At 55.7% G+C, this 16,823-nt stretch carries 15 protein-coding genes and 1 pseudogene; 12 read left to right on the plus strand and 4 right to left on the minus strand.

Features of this window, described 5'->3' with window-relative positions; translation table 11 throughout:
• The first annotated feature begins 11 nt into the window (after positions 1 to 11).
• The 6 genes from DFP90_RS10510 (at position 12) to DFP90_RS10535 (ending at position 6,378) form a co-directional block, all read left to right on the plus strand.
• Positions 12 to 806, plus strand: coding sequence for an ABC transporter ATP-binding protein (locus tag DFP90_RS10510; RefSeq protein WP_115936520.1), 795 nt, complete (start codon positions 12 to 14; stop codon positions 804 to 806).
• Positions 807 to 819: 13 nt separating this feature from the next.
• A complete protein-coding gene (locus DFP90_RS10515) occupies positions 820 to 1,755 on the plus strand; it encodes a branched-chain amino acid ABC transporter permease (RefSeq protein WP_115936417.1) in 936 nt (311 codons plus the stop codon).
• A 3-nt stretch (positions 1,756 to 1,758) separates the two neighbouring features.
• Positions 1,759 to 2,844, plus strand: a complete 1,086-nt coding sequence (locus DFP90_RS10520; RefSeq protein ID WP_115936418.1) for a branched-chain amino acid ABC transporter permease — start codon at positions 1,759 to 1,761, stop codon at positions 2,842 to 2,844.
• A 112-nt stretch (positions 2,845 to 2,956) separates the two neighbouring features.
• Positions 2,957 to 4,258 carry an ABC transporter substrate-binding protein gene (locus DFP90_RS10525; RefSeq protein ID WP_115936419.1) on the plus strand — a complete coding sequence of 434 codons (1,302 nt, stop codon included), beginning with the start codon at positions 2,957 to 2,959 and terminating at the stop codon, positions 4,256 to 4,258.
• Between the two features lie 56 nt (positions 4,259 to 4,314).
• Positions 4,315 to 5,118 (plus strand): ABC transporter ATP-binding protein, encoded by an 804-nt coding sequence (locus DFP90_RS10530; protein WP_115936420.1) that lies wholly within the window; start codon positions 4,315 to 4,317, stop codon positions 5,116 to 5,118.
• A 24-nt stretch (positions 5,119 to 5,142) separates the two neighbouring features.
• Positions 5,143 to 6,378, plus strand: a complete 1,236-nt coding sequence (locus DFP90_RS10535) for a phenylacetate--CoA ligase family protein (protein ID WP_115936421.1) — start codon at positions 5,143 to 5,145, stop codon at positions 6,376 to 6,378.
• Positions 6,379 to 6,549: 171 nt separating this feature from the next.
• Here the strand turns inward: DFP90_RS10535 and DFP90_RS22830 are convergent, their stop codons facing one another.
• Together DFP90_RS22830 and DFP90_RS22835 are read right to left on the minus strand one after the other, a co-directional pair.
• Entirely contained in the window at positions 6,550 to 6,714 is a 165-nt protein-coding gene (locus DFP90_RS22830; RefSeq protein WP_181905293.1) for a hypothetical protein, read from the minus strand.
• A 415-nt stretch (positions 6,715 to 7,129) separates the two neighbouring features.
• Positions 7,130 to 7,294 (minus strand): hypothetical protein, encoded by a 165-nt coding sequence (locus tag DFP90_RS22835; protein ID WP_181905294.1) that lies wholly within the window; start codon positions 7,292 to 7,294, stop codon positions 7,130 to 7,132.
• Positions 7,295 to 7,516: 222 nt separating this feature from the next.
• Here DFP90_RS22835 and DFP90_RS10540 point away from each other — a divergent pair, with 222 nt between their 5' ends.
• Positions 7,517 to 8,059: a hypothetical protein gene (locus tag DFP90_RS10540; protein WP_115936422.1), complete on the plus strand. Its 543-nt coding sequence runs from the start codon at positions 7,517 to 7,519 to the stop codon at positions 8,057 to 8,059.
• Positions 8,060 to 8,160: 101 nt separating this feature from the next.
• On the opposite strand, the gene DFP90_RS10545 is transcribed toward DFP90_RS10540, so the two are convergent.
• Together DFP90_RS10545 and DFP90_RS10550 are read right to left on the minus strand one after the other, a co-directional pair.
• Entirely contained in the window at positions 8,161 to 9,087 is a 927-nt protein-coding gene (locus DFP90_RS10545) for a dienelactone hydrolase family protein (protein ID WP_115936423.1), read from the minus strand.
• Between the two features lie 165 nt (positions 9,088 to 9,252).
• Positions 9,253 to 10,155, minus strand: a complete 903-nt coding sequence (locus tag DFP90_RS10550; protein ID WP_115936424.1) for an isocitrate lyase/PEP mutase family protein — start codon at positions 10,153 to 10,155, stop codon at positions 9,253 to 9,255.
• Between the two features lie 324 nt (positions 10,156 to 10,479).
• On the opposite strand from DFP90_RS10550, the gene DFP90_RS10555 reads away from it, so the two are divergent.
• The 5 genes and pseudogenes from DFP90_RS10555 to DFP90_RS10575 all read left to right on the plus strand — a co-directional run bounded on the left by DFP90_RS10555 (position 10,480) and on the right by DFP90_RS10575 (position 16,716).
• Positions 10,480 to 11,079, plus strand: a complete 600-nt coding sequence (locus DFP90_RS10555) for a hypothetical protein (RefSeq protein ID WP_218044635.1) — start codon at positions 10,480 to 10,482, stop codon at positions 11,077 to 11,079.
• A 635-nt stretch (positions 11,080 to 11,714) separates the two neighbouring features.
• Positions 11,715 to 12,761 (plus strand): annotated as a pseudogene (locus tag DFP90_RS23425) (methyl-accepting chemotaxis protein); the annotation flags it as partial.
• A gap of 244 nt (positions 12,762 to 13,005) precedes the next feature.
• A complete protein-coding gene (gene kefC / locus DFP90_RS10565) occupies positions 13,006 to 14,820 on the plus strand; it encodes a glutathione-regulated potassium-efflux system protein KefC (protein ID WP_115936426.1) in 1,815 nt (604 codons plus the stop codon).
• Positions 14,821 to 15,189: 369 nt separating this feature from the next.
• Complete coding sequence (locus DFP90_RS10570) at positions 15,190 to 16,077, plus strand: spermine/spermidine synthase domain-containing protein (protein WP_181905296.1); 888 nt, start codon at positions 15,190 to 15,192, stop codon at positions 16,075 to 16,077.
• 108 nt (positions 16,078 to 16,185) lie between these two features.
• Positions 16,186 to 16,716 (plus strand): GbsR/MarR family transcriptional regulator, encoded by a 531-nt coding sequence (locus DFP90_RS10575; protein ID WP_115936428.1) that lies wholly within the window; start codon positions 16,186 to 16,188, stop codon positions 16,714 to 16,716.
• Positions 16,717 to 16,823 lie beyond the last annotated feature (107 nt).

A 16,823-nucleotide genomic window follows, 5' to 3' on the forward strand; every position in this document is an offset into this window, starting at 1 on the left:
TCATGAGTGAGATGATGGCAGATAATGAAAATGGCCGCATTGGCGGGGAATTGCTGTCGGTGGACAATATCACGCTGCGCTTTGGCGGGGTGAAGGCGCTGACCGACATCAGTTTCAATATCAATAAGGGCGAGATCCGCTCGATCATCGGGCCGAACGGCGCCGGTAAATCCTCGATGCTGAACGTCATAAACGGGTTTTACAAACCCCAGGAAGGCACCATCCGCTTCAAGGGCAAGAATGTGAATATGAAGCCGGATCTGGCGGCCAAATCGGGGATTGCCCGAACCTTCCAAAATATCGCGCTCTTCAAGGGCATGTCGACGCTCGACAACATCATGACCGGGCGGATGCTGAAGATGAAGGCGGGATTCCTCTCCCAGGCGATTTATTGGGGGCGGGCGCAGAAGGAAGAATTGGAAAATCGCGCCTTCGTGGAAGAGATCATCGATTTCCTGGAGATTCAGTCGATCCGCAAAACACCGGTGGGGCGCCTTCCCTACGGCCTCCAGAAAAGGGTAGAGCTGGCCCGGGCGCTGGCCATGGAGCCGGAATTGTTGCTGCTGGATGAGCCCATGGCCGGGATGAATCTCGAGGAAAAAGAGGATATGTCCCGCTATATCATTGATGTAAATGAGTATTTTGGCACGACCATCGCGCTGATCGAGCATGATATGGGCGTGGTGATGGATTTGTCTGATCGGGTGGTGGTGCTGGATTATGGCTGCAAGCTGGCCGATGGCTCGCCGGATGAGGTCAGCTCCAACCAAGCCGTGATCGACGCCTATCTTGGCGTGGCACATTAAGGGGAGAGATGAAATGGAAGCTTTGAACGCACTGTTTGTCACTCCCTTTGTTGAGATTTTCGACGCTCCCTGGTTTTTCATGGAGGTGCTGACCGGCGGCCTGATGGCCGGGGTCATGTATTCCCTGGTGGCGTTGGGGTTTGTCCTGATTTTCAAGGCCTCGGGCGTCTTTAACTTTGCCCAGGGCGTGATGGTCTTGTTTGCGGCCTTGAATTTTGTCGGCCTGATGGATGCCGGGGTGCCCATGATACTGGCCGGGATTATAACGATCGCAATCATGGTCGCCGTAGCCTTTGCCATCGAGCGGTTCGTCCTGCGCCCGCTGGTCAATCAGGAACATATCATTCTTTTTATGGCGACGATCGGTGTGGCCTATTTCCTGGAAGGCGTGGGCGAGATGATCTGGGGCACGGATGTGCGTCCGCTTAATGTGGGTATTCCCGATGACGTTTTCTTTGTCGGTGATGCCATGATCCAGCAGAGCGACCTGTTTGCCGCGGTGGTGGCCGGTTTCCTGGTGGTCGTGCTGGCCTTGTTCTTCCATTACACCCGCACGGGCCGGGCCTTGCGCGCGGTGGCGGATGACCATCAGGCGGCGCTTTCAATCGGTATTCCGCTCAATCATATCTGGGTGATCGTCTGGTCTGTGGCGGGCTTTGTTGCCCTGGTGACAGGCATCATGTGGGGTTCTAAGCTTGGGGTGCAATTCTCGCTCTCCGTGATCGCGCTCAAAGCGCTCCCAGTGTTGATCTTGGGCGGCTTCACCTCCATCCCTGGGGCCATTGTCGGCGGCCTGATCATCGGTGCTGGTGAAAAAGTGGCCGAGGTTTATTGGGGCGGCTTCTTTGGTGGCGCGATTGAGGAATGGTTCGCCTATATCCTGGCGCTGGCCTTCCTGTTCTTTAGGCCTCAGGGCCTGTTCGGCGAAAAAATCATCGAGAGGGTGTAAGTCATGATCTATCGCGAAGCCGGAGAGTTCAAAACATCCTATGCCGCTGATCAGGGCCTGCTGACGATCCCGATGGACCGTTGGTTCGTGATCGGGCTGGTCTTGTTTGCCTTCATTGGCATGCCCCTGGTAGGGGACGAATATTGGCTGGGATCGATCATGATCCCGGTCCTGATCCTGGCCATTGCGGCCATGGGGCTGAACATCCTGACCGGATATGCCGGTCAGTTGAGCCTGGGCACCGGTGCCTTCATGGCGGCGGGCGCCTATATGGCCTATAAAGTGGCGACCAATCTTTCTTTCCTGCCGGTGCCGGTAGCCATTTTGGCGGGTGGCGGTTTTTCGGCCATGATCGGGGTTCTGTTCGGCATACCGAGCCTGCGCATCAAAGGGTTTTACCTGGCTGTGGCAACGTTGGCGGCACAGTTCTTTCTGCTCTGGCTGTTCACCCATGTGGATTGGTTCGTGAATTATAACCTGTCAGGCGTGCCGGCCATTGCCGACTATCATTTGTTTGTCGACTGGGGGCCGTTGGTCACCGGGGCGCAGGCCAGTGTCGAGGCGCGCTATCTCTTTGTGCTGGTCTTTGCGGTTTTCCTGGCGTTGGCGGCGCGTAACATGGCCAGATGCAAGATCGGCCGGTCCTGGATGGCGATCCGGGATATGGATATTGCCGCTGAGATCATCGGCATCCGCCCGCTGCATACCAAATTGTCCGCTTTCGCCATCTCCTCCTTCTATTGCGGAGTGGCCGGCGCGCTCTGGGCGTTTTGCTTCATTAATAATGTGGAGCCGGGTGCTTATGAGATCGAACGCTCTTTCCAAATCCTGTTCATGATCATTATCGGGGGATTGGGCTCGATCCTGGGATCCTTCCTGGGGGCGGCCTTCATCTTCCTGCTGCCGATCACCTTGTCCCAGCTGCCGGGCTGGTTGGGGCTGGATGTGCCGGCGGATGTGATCACCCATCTGGAGTTTATGGTGATGGGCGTGCTGATCATCTTCTTTTTGATTGTAGAGCCCCATGGGCTGGCACGGCTATGGCAGATCGCGAAAGAAAAGCTGCGCCGCTGGCCATTCCCATATTAGGATCAATTAAAACAACAAAATGATCCCGCCCCGGGCTGTCCGGAGGCGGGGCGGCCCCGAACCCCTGCGGCATAAAAGGGGACGATGAAAACTAGAGAGCAAGGAGTATGTCATGAAATTTGGTAAATTGGGTCTGCTGGCCGCCAGTGCAGCCATGACCGTGGTTTCCACGGCAGCATTGGCCGCCGAGCAGTATATTCCGTCCCTGGTCTACCGTACCGGCCCTTATGCCAGTGGCGGCGTGCCGCTGGCCGATGGCTATGCGGATTATTTCCACCTGATCAACGAGCGTGACGGCGGTGTCAACGGGGTCAAATTCAAGGTTGAGGAATGCGAAACCGGTTATAAGACCGACCGCGGTGTGGAATGTTATGACCGCACCAAGGAAAATGCGACCATCTATAACCCCTGGTCCACCGGCATCACATACGCGCTGATCGACAAGGTTACCGCGGACAAGATCCCGTTCCTGTCCATGGGCTATGGCCGGACCAGTGCCGCTGACGGTCGGGTGTTCGAATATATCTTCAATTTTCCTAGCACCTATTGGAACCAGGCAACCGCCATCGTCCAGTATATCGCCAATGAACTGGGCGGCACGGACCAGCTGAAAGGCAAGCGGATCGGCTATATCTATCTGGATCATCCCTATGGTAAGGAACCGATCCCGACCATGGATATCCTGGCGGAAAAATTCGGCTTCACCTATGACAAATATCCGGTCGCGCCGAAATCCATGACCGAGCAGAAATCCATCTGGCTGCAGATCCGCAAAACCAAGCCGGATTATGTGATCATGTGGGGCTGGGGGGCAATGAATGCGACCGCAGTCAAGGAAGCCACCAACATCCGGTTCGATATGTCCAAATTCATCGGCAACTGGTGGTCTGCCGGGGAAGACACAGCCATTCCGTCCGGGGATAAGGCCAAGGGCTATCGCGCAGCCACCTTCCATGGCGTCGGCAAGGACGCGCCGGTATTTGGTGATCTGCAACAGCATATCGTGGATAAGGGCATGGCGTCCGGCGACGGTTCCAAAATCGGCCTGGTGCTCTATAACCGCGGCTTTGCCAACGCAGCCTATGTTGTAGAGGCAGTCCGGAAGGCCCAGGAAAAATTCGGAAACCGGGTCATGACTGGCGAGGAAGTGCGCTGGGGGCTGGAAAACCTGGATTTGACCGAAGAACGGCTTGCCGAACTGGGCCTGACCGGGCTGGTGCCGCCGACCAAGGTGACTTGTGAAAATCATGAGGGCCTCAGCCCCGCGATCAAGATCCAGGAATGGAACGGGTCCGGCTATGAGGTGATCACCGACTGGATCCCGGCGATGACGCAGGTTACCCGTCCGCTGATCGAACAGGATGCGGCGGCTTATGCGGCGGAAAAAGGCATCACGCCCCGCAGCTGCAATTAAGACGCTGTAATCATAAGAAACGCTTGAAGCCCGTACCGTGAACAAGGGAGACCCCGATGGCTGAACCGCTTTTGAAAGTGAATAATATCGAAGTCATCTATGATCATGTGATCCTCGTGCTCAAAGGGGTCTCCCTTGAGGTGCCGGAGGGCGGCATTGTCGCCCTTCTCGGTGCCAACGGTGCGGGCAAAAGCACCACGTTGAAATCCATCTCCAACCTGTTGCGCGCTGAGCGCGGCGATGTAACCAAGGGCACGATCGAGCTGAACGGCAAGACGGTCCATAACCTGACCGCCAATGATCTGGTGCGCCAGGGCTGTGTCCAGGTGATGGAAGGCCGCCATTGTTTTGAACATTTGACCATCGAGGAAAACCTTTTGACCGGGGCCTATACAAGGGGCCGGGTCAATGCGGCGGTGAAAGCCGATCTTCAGATGGTGTATGACTATTTCCCGCGCCTGTATGAGCGCCGCAAAAGCCAGGCTGGCTACACCTCAGGCGGCGAGCAGCAGATGTGCGCCATCGGCCGCGCCCTGATGGCGCGCCCGAAAATCATCCTGCTGGACGAACCTTCCATGGGGCTGGCGCCGCAGCTGGTAGAACAGATTTTTGAGATTGTGAAAAAGCTGAATAAGGAAGAGGGTGTGAGCTTCCTGCTGGCAGAACAGAATACATCCGTCGCGCTGAAATATGCCGATTACGGCTATATCCTGGAAAACGGCCGTGTGGTCATGGATGGCGATGCGGAAAGCCTTGCCAATAACGAGGATGTAAAGGAATTTTACCTGGGCGTCAGCCAGCAGGGCCGGAAAAACTTCCGGGAAGTGAAACATTACAAACGCCGCAAACGCTGGCTTTGATCATCGGGGATTTGGGGGCAGGGCATGTCTGATTTTTTTGATGCGTTGGAAACAAGAAGCCAGGACGAGCGTGAGGCATCGCAACTGTCGCAATTAAGCCTGCAGCTGGCCCATGCCAGAAATTATGCGCCACATTATCAGACCATTTTGGCCGATGTGAACCCGGCGGAGGTGGGGGCGTTTGAGGCGTTGGCCGCCCTGCCGGTCACCCGGAAATCCGATCTGATCGCGGCCCAGGCCAGCAAGCCGCCGTTTGGCGGCCTGACCGCAACCCCGGTCGGCAAGCTGAACCGGCTTTATATCTCACCAGGGCCCATCGCGGATCCGGAAGGCCATGGCGAGGATTGGTGGCGCATGGGTCGCGCGCTTCATGCCGCGGGTTTCCGCGCCGGAGACCTGGCGCTCAATTGCTTTTCCTATCACCACACTCCGGCCGGTCATATGATGGAAACCGGTGCCCGCGCGGTGGGCTGTGCGGTATATCCGGGCGGTGTCGGCCAGACAGACGCTCAGGTTCAGGCGGTGACCACCTATGGCCTGAACGGCTATATCGGCACCCCGGATTTCCTGAAGCTGATCCTGGATAAGGCGGATTCCTTGTCGGCGGATATTTCCAGCCTGAAAAAGGCCTTTGTTTCCGGAGGCGCTTTGTTCCCGTCCATGCGCGAAGAATATGGCGCGCGCGGTATTGCCACCTATCAGGCCTATGGGACGGCGGACCTGGGGCTGGTGGCTTATGAAACGGAAGCCGCTGAAGGCATGATCCTGGATGAAAATGTGATTGTCGAGATTGTTCGCCCCGGCACCGGCGAGTTGGTGCCTGATGGCGAGGTGGGCGAGGTGGTGGTCACGCTGCTGACCAATGTGGATTATCCGCTGATCCGGTTTGCTACTGGCGATTTATCGGCGATCATGGAGGGGCAGAGCCCTTGCGGACGCACCAATAAACGGATCAAGGGATGGATGGGCCGCGCCGATCAGCGCACCAAGATCAAAGGCATGTTTGTGGATCCGGCCCAGGTCGATCGGGTGGTCAAAGCCCATGCACCGATCATGAAGGCGCGGCTTGAGGTCAATCTGGTCGACAATAAGGATCAGATGGTGCTTAAGGTTGAAACGGAGGATCTTAGCGAGGGTTTCCGCGACCAGGTCGCCGGCAGTTTGCAGACCGAATGCAAGCTGAAAGGGGTTGTGGAGCTCATGGCCCCTGGCAGCCTGCCCAATGACGGTAAGGTGATTGACGATCAACGGGTTTATTAATGATCTGAAAACGAGAGATAATATGAAAACGGCCCGGTAGGTATTCCGGGCCGTTTTTCTTTTGGGGGTATTCATCTGCTGTAGGCAGACTTTTCGGGAAAGGGTCCGGGCCACCGGATGGGGGGCAGGCAGTTAAACGATAAAGCCCGGGCCCTCTCCCAAACTTGAAAATCAAGCTTTCTGGTTCAGCCTCTCGCCGCGATTGGCTTTCTCCCGGCTGATCAGGGCCTGATTATTCTGGTCGTCTTCACAATTACCCTGCAGGTTTGCCGCCAGGTCATCAATGCGGTCAAAAGACAGGCATTCTTCCATGATGACGGGGTTCAAGAGGGTCATTGTTTGCTCCTTGGTTGTTGTCGCTTTCTGATTATCAATATGAGGGAAGGGGCGGGGTCAGTTACATGGCATAGATTCCAGTGGTTTTTACCCCTGCACAAAACATTGAAAACAAACAGTTTGTTCCCGAGTTTTCTGCTTGTAGGCAATAAGTCCGCACAAAACGGTTATTCATTTACCCCCGGATGCGTGACATTAGTTCCACAGGGGTATTTCTTCAGTCTTGTAGGCGTTTGAAGAAGGAATAAAGAGAACCCCCCGGATATTTCTGTCCGGGGGGCTTTCCATGGGGGTACATGAGTTATTTTTAACAAGTGGTACCATACTAGAGACCGTGTCTGAGGCAGGGGCGGGGCTACCGGATGGGGGGCAGGCAGTTAAACGATAGGGGCCCGACCCCTTCCCCAAACACGTATCAGACGGGCTGTTTCCGTTCGTCATCCTGTTGGATGATGTCCTGGCTGATCATCGTCTGAATGGCGTCGAAGCTGGCTTGATGGTCCATCTGCGCCGCCGTGAACGCGTCGAGCGCGTCAAAGTTCAGCAACTCTTCCATGATCACGGGGTTTGAGAGGGTCATTTCAGTCAGCTCCTTTAATCAGTTGTTGTCTCCGTCTGAACAAAAGATGGGGCACAGGGCCGGGCATGTTCCATGGCAGTGATTCCAGCATCTTTTACCCCCCTGGGTGCTGGAATATTTCTTTGAATTTATTCATACTTATGAGATGGGGGTTATCAGGCGCGCGCATTGGGGTTAAAAAAACTGCCCCCTTACGTGTTGGATCAGAGGCACGAATAAACTATGGCAAAGATACCTGCCGAATATGTTGCCGATATTGAAGGCAATTCCCGCCTGGGCACACGCGTTGCCCAATGGCTGCGCGTGTATGGCGGATCGATCAAGGGGGATGCCCGGAAATTTGGTGTGGCACCGGCAACCGCCAGAAGCTGGCGCGATGGCAACCAGCCGCAGGTCCGGCATCTGGATTTGATGATTGAGGCCTGGGGCCAGCCCTTTGTTGAATATATTTTCGGCGAATTGATGACCCAGGACCAGCTCAGCCTGGAAAAGCGGATTGAGCGTATGGAGGCCGAAGTGGTCGCCATGAAACTGTGGGCCCAGGAATTTGAAGAGGATAACCGCGATGCCATCAAGGCATCGGAAAAGCGTCAGCCGGGATCGCGCGGCATGCAGATGGTCGCGCGCGGCATGACCATGGCGGTTGCCGTCTTTGTATTGCAGGCCACCTTCCATGTGGCGGGTGACAATGACTGGCGCACCGCGCCCCACGGCCCGGCGGTGGTGAAGGTGAAGCGGCGTGAATTTACCTTGGGCGCAGCCTGACCGGCGATTATTGAATGGCCTGAAACGGCAGTATCATCGATAGCCCCCTAGAAAAAAACGGGCGGAACAAGACCGCCCGTCCTTAAAAGGGGGAAGGCGTATCAGTTTAAATGTTGATTGAAGAACGCTACGGTCCGGTCCCAGGCGATTTTGGCCTGCTCCTTGTTATAGCGCGGCGTTGAATTATTGTGAAAACCGTGCCTTGTGCCTGGATAGCTGTGCATTTCAAATGTCTTGCCATTGGCCTTGAGGGCGGCTTCGTAATCCGCGCGCATGGCATTAATGCGTTCGTCATCTTCGGCATAATGGATCATCAGCGGGGCTTCGATTTTTGGCACATCTTCTGCCTTGGCCGCCGCACCGTAAAAGGGGACGCCCGCATTTAGATCACCGCCCATCTCAACCGCCAGCGCATTCACGACGCCGCCGCCATAACAGAAACCGGTCGCGCCCAGTTTTCCGGTGGATAGTTCATGGGCTTTCAGGAATTTGGCACCATTCAACAGATCGGTGAAAAGCTGCCCTTTATCCAGTGATTTCTGCATCACCTTGCCATCATCATCATTGCCGGGATAGCCGCCGACGGGATAAAGCCCATCTGGCGCAAAGGCCAGGAAACCGGCGACGGCGGCGCGTCTGGCGACATCTTCAATATGCGGGTTGAGGCCTCGATTTTCGTGAATGACCAGAACGGCCGGAAAGGGGCCATCGCCTTCCGGCTGGACCAGATAGCCGCGCATTTGGCCCGACGTGCCGCCGGGTGAGGCATAATCCACATAGCGGGCCTTGATCCGCTTATCCGTGAAGGAAATCATATTGGCCTTGGCATAGCTGGGCAACAATGCCTTTGCCATGGCAAGGCCGGATCCCCCGATGACCACCAAGGCGGCAGCCCTGCGCAAAAACTCCCGCCGGGGCATGGCGGAATGGCAATATTCGTCATAGAGATCGTAAATCTTGGGATCAATGAAGATCGGTTCTGCTTCATCTGAGGTCGTTTTGACGGGTTCTGTTTTGGTGGCTTCCATACTGTCCTCCCTGGGGCATCGGATGTGATCACGAACTACAGAATTACCCTATATGCCCAAAAGCATAGCGCGCATGGGGTTGGATTCATATGACAATACGCAAAAGGAACCTGATTGGATGCACCGCCCGGCGGGGATACCGACCGGGCGGCGCAAGGGGATTGCCTAACCGGCGGCCTTGTCAGGCCAGGCCGTGGACTGGGCCGGTCTGGAAGTTGCGGATAGCCCGTTCATGGCCATCAGGCTGATATTCTCCTGGAAGGGAACACCGGATGTTTCGGCGGTGAATTTACCATTATCGGCCTTGAGTTGGGCCAGCCCCCGATCAATGGCCTGCTGGGCCAGAAACAGGCAGGGCGTGGAATAGATCACCAGACTGGCGCCCAGCTGCTGCAGTTTGCTGACCGTGACCGGTGGGGTTTTTCCACCGGCGATCAAGTTGATGGTCAGCATCAGATCGGGACCGATGGCCTCCCGGATTTCCGGGATGACTTCCAGGCTTGGCACACCTTCCACCAGGATCCCGTCGACGGGGCGGGTGGCATATAGTTTGGCCCGCCGGATGCCTTCCTCCAGGGTCGTGGCATCGGTCCGGGCGATCACACAGAGATCTTCGCGGACATCCAGGACCTTATCCAGGCGTTTGAGATAATCGTCGGTATCCAGGATATCCTTGCCCGGCAGATGCCCGCATTTCTTAGGGCGTCTTTGATCCTCCAGGATGACCGCGGAGGCCCCGACCCGTTCCAGCCTTTTGACGGTGTTGGCTGCCAGTTTCGGATCGCCATAGCCGTCGTCAATGTCGACCACGATATGCTGATCCGGCAGGACCGCGCGGATCCGTTCCACATAGGCCACCATGTCCGGCCAGGCAATATAGCCCTCATCGGGCAGGCCATAATAGCTCGCGGCAAAACCATAGCCGGAACAAAAAACCGCTTCAAAATGCCTGGCCGCCAAACTGGCTGAAAACAGATCGAATATGCCAATCAACGGCAGGGCACCGCCATGGGACACCCGCTGGCGCAACTGTGCGCCATATAGTTCCTTCCCCCAAACTTCAGTCATGAAATCCTCCTGATCAATGATGCCGGTCCACTTCTCTCCGGCATAAAACCCCTCCCGCCTGCGGTCCGTTTACGGTCTGCAGGATGCTGGTTTAACGATACTTAGGATTGCTATCATCATCCGGTGCGATGCGCCGGTTTGTCAAGATTATAAGTTGTATAATGTTAACATATACTCGCATGAATCGAATTTTATATGCAATTTAAAGTGGTTTATGATATATTGATACGATCGATGCGTGATTCAGGTGAGTAGATTGTGAGGGGCAAGATCACGTTAATTTGGCTGTTATCTTTTGTCCGATAAGGACGAAGGGGGGAAACTATGAATATCGTGAAAACTCTGTCTTTTTCCGTCGCTGCTGTTGCGTTGACCTTTGGCACGGCTTTGCCAATATCCTCCGTCTCGGCGGAGGAAGCCTATGAGCAATCAATTCGCGAAGTCGTTGAAGCTAAGCTGCGCGGCGTGCTGAGCGATAGCGTTGTGATTGAAGCCATCCAGGAACAAAATCTACGGCATCAGAAGCTTCAACTGGCGGATATCGACCGCCTTGACAAGGAATGGCGCGCTCAAGTTGATGCTGCTGCAAAACCGTTGATCACGGAAGTGCTCAATAAGCCCGTATCCGATTATTTGCGGGAAGTTCTGATCTCCGGAAAAGGCCTATACACTGAAATCATTGTCATGGATTCAAAGGGTCTGAATGTTGGAGCCAGCACAATCACGTCCGATTATTGGCAGGGCGATGAGGCGAAATTCACCAAAACCTTCGTTCAGGGGAAGGACGCCATGTTCGTCGATGCGGTGGAAATGGATGAGTCCACCCAGACACTGCAATCCCAGGTCAGTTTCACCATCGTTGATCCGGTCAGTGGACAGCCCGTTGGGGCGGTTACGGTCGGTATCAATATGGATGAGCTCTGATCCGGCGCAAAACCGGTCCCTAAATTTTTATGATGGAGGCTGTGATGCGAACATGGTCTGTGGGTCGGCGCGTGGGCCTTACGATGGCGGCGGCGACAATGGTTGGATGCTTGATTCTCGGGGGCGCGCTGGTCGTGACCCAATTCGGTGAAGCGAAGGAAAGCGAGCGGCAGAATATTGCGTTGCTGACAGGTCTCTTCTCCGAGCAGATTTCGGGATTTGTGCGCTGGAACAAAACCGAATTGATGGATGCAACGGTCCAGAATATGGGATCAGCGGCCCAGCGCCGGATGGCTGAAGTTCTAATTCTCGATACGGATGGAAAACCGGTATTTGAAGCACCGGCAACCGGAGCCGAAAGCTATGGAGCCCTTTACCCCCTGCCGGACGCGCTGGCGGTTGGGCTGGACCATGATGCCATGACAGTTGCCGACGCAGGTGGGCATTTCCTGACCCTGCAACCGGTAACAATCCTGAAGAAAGGTGAAAAGGTCAGGGTTGGCACCTTGGCGGTGGCCTGGAGTCAGGAATTGCTGCGGGAATCCCTGTTGCACCTGATTGGTATTGCAACCTTGGTGACCTTGGCGGTGATGACTGGTTTGGTTCTTTTGTTAAACGGGGTCCTGCAGCGCCTGCTGATCCGGCCGATCAACGCGATCACCCAGGTGATGACCCGTTTGGCCGATGGCCAGAATGATATTGAGATACCGGCCCTGGAGCGCGGGGACGAGATTGGTCATATGGCATTGGCGGTTCGGGTATTCCGCGACAATGCATTGGAACGCGAACGGCTGGAAGCGGCGGCGGAAGCCAACCGTGCCCGCCGGGAAAAACGGGTCGCGCGTGTCGATGAACTGGTTCACAGTTTTGAAGATGCGGTTACAGCCGTGATCCAGAGCCTCTCGATTTCGGCCAATGATCTTCATTCTACTTCGCAACAGCTCTCTTCAACCGCCAGCCAGACCACCAGCCAGGCGGCCACGGTCTCGGAGGCATCGGACCGCAACGCGGCCAGTGTACAGATGGTGGCAACCGCATCGGAAGAGCTTTCGGCCTCTATCCGCGCGATCAGCCAACAGGTGCATGACACATCCGAAATGACCAAACAGGTGGCGGGCGAGGTGCATGCCACCAATGAGGCCGTTGATAAACTGGCCGATGCGGCGCGCGAGATTGGCGATGTGGTCTCCCTGATCAATGATATCGCCGAACAGACCAACCTGCTGGCGTTGAATGCCACGATCGAGGCAGCCCGGGCCGGGGATGCCGGCAAGGGCTTTGCTGTAGTCGCAAGCGAGGTCAAGGGACTGGCCAGCCAAACCTCGCAGGCGACTGACAATATCACCGGTCGGATCACGGAAATACAAAACACGGTTTCTGTTTGCGTGGATGCAATCCGTTCGATCACCCGGAATGTCGGTCATGTGGAGGAACTGGCCGCCACCATTGCCGGCACAACGGAACAGCAGACTGCCACCACCGGCGAGATTGCCCAAAATGCCCAGATGGCCGCCGAAGGCACCGATGCCGTGGCCAGCAATATTTCCGGCATCATCAATGCGTCCAAAGAAACCGGGGATGCGGCATCGGTGGTGCTGCAATCCGCGTCTGGTTTAAGTGAGCAGGCGAGCACTTTATCGGCCCAGGTCAGCCGCTTCCTGGAAGATGTGCGAGCCGCCTGATGGGTGAAGGTCATCCTGGGCCGCGGCTCTCCCCACCGACCGCTGCCCGAACCATCCACTCCCGGCTGCAAACAAAGTCTCCCACAGCCGGGCGTGGATCGGTTGCTTGACGCCAGAAGGGAGGATTCAGCCAGGTCGCGGCTTATCTCCGGTCAAACAGGCCGCTATCCCGATATTGGCAAATGCCCGGAGGGCTATAAGATCACTTTTCTGATCAAACAGTTCAACTCAGGAAATGTGATCGATGGAACATGGCGGCCTTCTGGTGAATGCGGTGATTTATCTGGCGGCGGCGGTGATCGCGGTGCCGCTCAGCAAGCGCATTGGGCTGGGGTCGATCCTGGGCTATCTGTTGGCGGGCGTCATCATTGGCCCATGGGGCTTGGGCTTGATCACCGATGTGGAGGATATCCTGCATTTCTCTGAGTTTGGCGTGGTCTTGATGCTGTTCCTGATCGGCCTGGAGCTGAACCCATCCAAGCTTTGGAGCATGCGCAAACCGATCCTGGCGCTGGGGGGCGGCCAGGTGCTGCTCAGTGCGTTGGCGCTGGCAGGCGCGGTATCATTACTGGGTCACGGTCTGTCCGCGGCGATTGTTGCCGGAATGGGGCTTGCGCTATCCTCCACAGCTGTGGCGTTGCAAACGCTGGAAGAAAAGAAGCTGATGGGGACGCTGGCCGGTCGCTCCGCCTTTCCCGTACTTTTATTCCAGGATATTGCGGTGATTCCCATGCTGGCGATTGTGCCCTTGCTGGCGGTGGGTGCGGTCGAAACCGAAAGCCCGGCCGGGGCCGGCTGGATTGGGGCGCTGGAAATCCTGGGTGTCTTTGCCGGTATCATCATTGGCGGGCGCTATCTGCTGCGGCCCATCTTCCGCTATATCGCCAATACCCGCATGCGCGAGATTTTCACCGCCTTTGCCCTGTTGCTGGTGATCGGGATCGCGCTGTTGATGCAGATGGTGGATTTGTCCATGGCTCTGGGCACGTTCCTGGCCGGGGTTTTGTTGGCGGATTCCGAATATCGTCACGAGCTGGAGATCAATATCGAGCCGTTTAAGGGCCTGTTGTTGGGGCTGTTCTTCATTTCGGTCGGCATGTCGGTGGATCTGTCTGTCCTGCTGGCCAGCCCGCTTTTGGTGTTGGGCATGGTTCTGGGGCTGGTGGCGATCAAATTCCTGATTTTGTTGGGGATCGGCCGATTTGCAAAGATGGACGGCGCAGATCGCACGGTCTTTTCATTTGTTTTGTCACAAGGTGGCGAATTTGGCTTTGTCCTGTTTGCCATGGCGGAGAGTGCGGGCATTTTCTCGCCCGAGGCCAAGGCCCTGTTTGTGGTAACAGTCGCACTTTCCATGCTGACCACACCTTTGTTGATGCTGTTCAATGACCGGGTGCTGCAGGGGCGGTTCCATTGTGCCAATGAACCGGCCAGCGATGTGGAGGATGAAGGCTATGATGTGATCATTGCCGGCTATGGCCGTTTCGGCCAGATTGTCGGCCGCCTGCTGCATTCGCTGAAAATCCCCTTCACGGTGCTGGAATCGGATCCCAACCAGATCGAGTTGCTGCGCAAATTCGGGCGCAAGGCCTTTTATGGCGATGCCTCGCGGCTTGACCTTTTGGAAACCGCGGGTGCGGGGCATGCAAAACTGTTGGTCCTGGCGATCGATGACCATGAAAGTCTTCTAGAGACGGCGCGGCTGGCCAAGGAGCATTTCCCAAACCTGCGCATCCTGGCCCGTGCCAGGAACCGGACTGTTGCGGTGGAATTGATCCAGCTGGGCGTGGACAAGGTTAGCCGGGAAACCTTTGGATCGGCCCTGGAGATGGGTGAAAAAACGTTGCTTGAGCTTGGCTTCAGCGAAGAAAAAGCAAAGCGCGCGGCGGAAATTTTCCGGGCCCATGACAAACGCAATGTGACCAAGCTGGCTTCGCTGGAGATGGAAGAAGATGAGGTATATTCCTATGCCGCCCAGGCCCGTGCGGAGCTGGAGCAACTGATGCAGTTTGATGAGGATGAGGCGGTCCAGCCAAACGGGAAGCAGCCGGAAATATGATTTGCGGTAGCCTATTACGGTAAAATTTCCGCGAGCATGACTTGGGGAATACTGCCCAAGTATCTGAAAATAAACAATTCATCGGTAGGGTTGTGCTTGCCCAAAAAATGCCACAATTCGAACACTGTAAAAACCCATTAACCCTCCCATATTAGAGGTGCTGAGACCTCCCCTCTCAACGGGGCCTTTCCCCAAGCCCAGGCCCCGTGGCGGTTGAAAAAACCGTTGCAGCAGCGCGACCATCGGTACCCCCTACCGATGGTCGCAACTTTTTTGTGCCGCATCCGAAATAATCAAGAATCTGGTTGGCGAGAGGGCCTATGCGGCAGTATAAGGGCCGCCAAATCCCGTTTTAGAAAGGCTTGGGCCGTGGCAAATCAGAAAACCGATTATTCAAAATGGTGGCATGAGGAATCTGAGGATGTGGGTTTCACCCATGCGCTCGACATGCAGCTGGTCAAATCGGTGCAGAGCCCGTTCCAACTGGTGGAGATCTATGACCACCGGGAATTTGGCAAAGTGCTTTGTCTGGACGGCATTGTCCAGGCCAGCCAGGCGGATGAATTCATCTATCATGAAATGGCGGTTCATGTGCCGTTGCTGGGCCGCAAACGCGAGAATGTCTCTGCTCTGATCATCGGTGGCGGTGATGGTGGATTGCTGCGCGAACTGCTGGTTCATGATCATGTGACCAAGGTGGTGATGGCCGAGATCGACCGCACGGTGATTGATCTGTCCAACGAATATCTTCAGGTCAACGGCGATTATGACGACCCACGTGTGACCCTGATCTGTGATGATGCGGCGAAATACGTGAAGGCCGCGGTTGAGCGCGGCGAGCAGTTTGATGTGATCTTCCTGGATATCACAGAACCGGTCGGCCCCAGCGCCTCCCTCTTTACCGAGGAATTCCTGAACAATCTGGTCACGGTTCTAAAGGATGACGGGGTCTGTGTTGATTCAGACAGCATCTTCATCGGCAAGGACCGTATCCGCTTCCTGCAGGAGATTTGCGGCGAAGAGGAAAAAAGCCTGCTGGAGATCATGCGCTCAGGTGTCTATTTCCCGCATCTGGCCGGATACCGCTCCATTGTGCCCATGTATGCCGGCGCGGAATTTGGTTTCTTCCTCTATACCAAGGACGGTTTCGATTATTCCAAACCGTTCAAGGATCTGACCGGCCGCCATTATAACCCGCCGGTCCATTCGGCGGCTTTCGCCCTGCCGACCTGGTGGCAGGAACAGCTGGGGTTTTAAGGCTGACTCGCGGATCTTGAAAAGGGTCAGGCGGCGGTAAATTCCGATTGACGTTGGGAACGGATCTTTCTATTATTTCTGTAAGGACAGAAATTACGGAAATGACAAATGCAACTGACGGCACCAATGGAAAAATTCATCCTGCATTGGGGGGAGATGGGCACACGCTGGGGCGTGAACCGGTCGGTGGCACAGGTTCATGCGCTGCTCTATCTGATGCCCAAGCCCTTGTCGGCCGATGACATTGTGGAAACGCTTTCCATGGCGCGGTCCAATGTGTCCAACAGTTTGAAGGAATTGCAGAGCTGGGGCTTGGTGCGGGTGACCCATATTCTGGGCGACCGGCGCGATCATTTCGAAACGTCGAAAGATATGTGGGAGCTATTCTCGATCATCGTCGAGGAACGAAAACGGCGCGAGATCGACCCGACCCTGACCATGCTGCGGCAATGTGTGCTGGAGTTTGACACCGATACGGAAACGCCGGCGGATGTGAAAGAGCGGATCCAGAATACGCTGACCTTCATCGAAACCCTGACCCTTTGGTACGACAAGATGAAAGCCCTGCCGCGCGGCACCCAGCAATTGCTGATCAAGATGGGCGACAAGGTGGCCCGTTTCATCGGAAAGAATGAGTGAGGGGGAGAAGGTGTCAAAAATTTTTTACCCAATAGTTTCTCTCAATACAGAAATTAATGAAATAAAGAAAAAGACGGCGTAGATCGGGTTGGATGCAAAGGAGGTGC

The sequence above is a fragment of the Aestuariispira insulae genome (genome assembly GCF_003385955.1).
GTDB lineage: Bacteria > Pseudomonadota > Alphaproteobacteria > UBA8366 > Aestuariispiraceae > Aestuariispira > Aestuariispira insulae.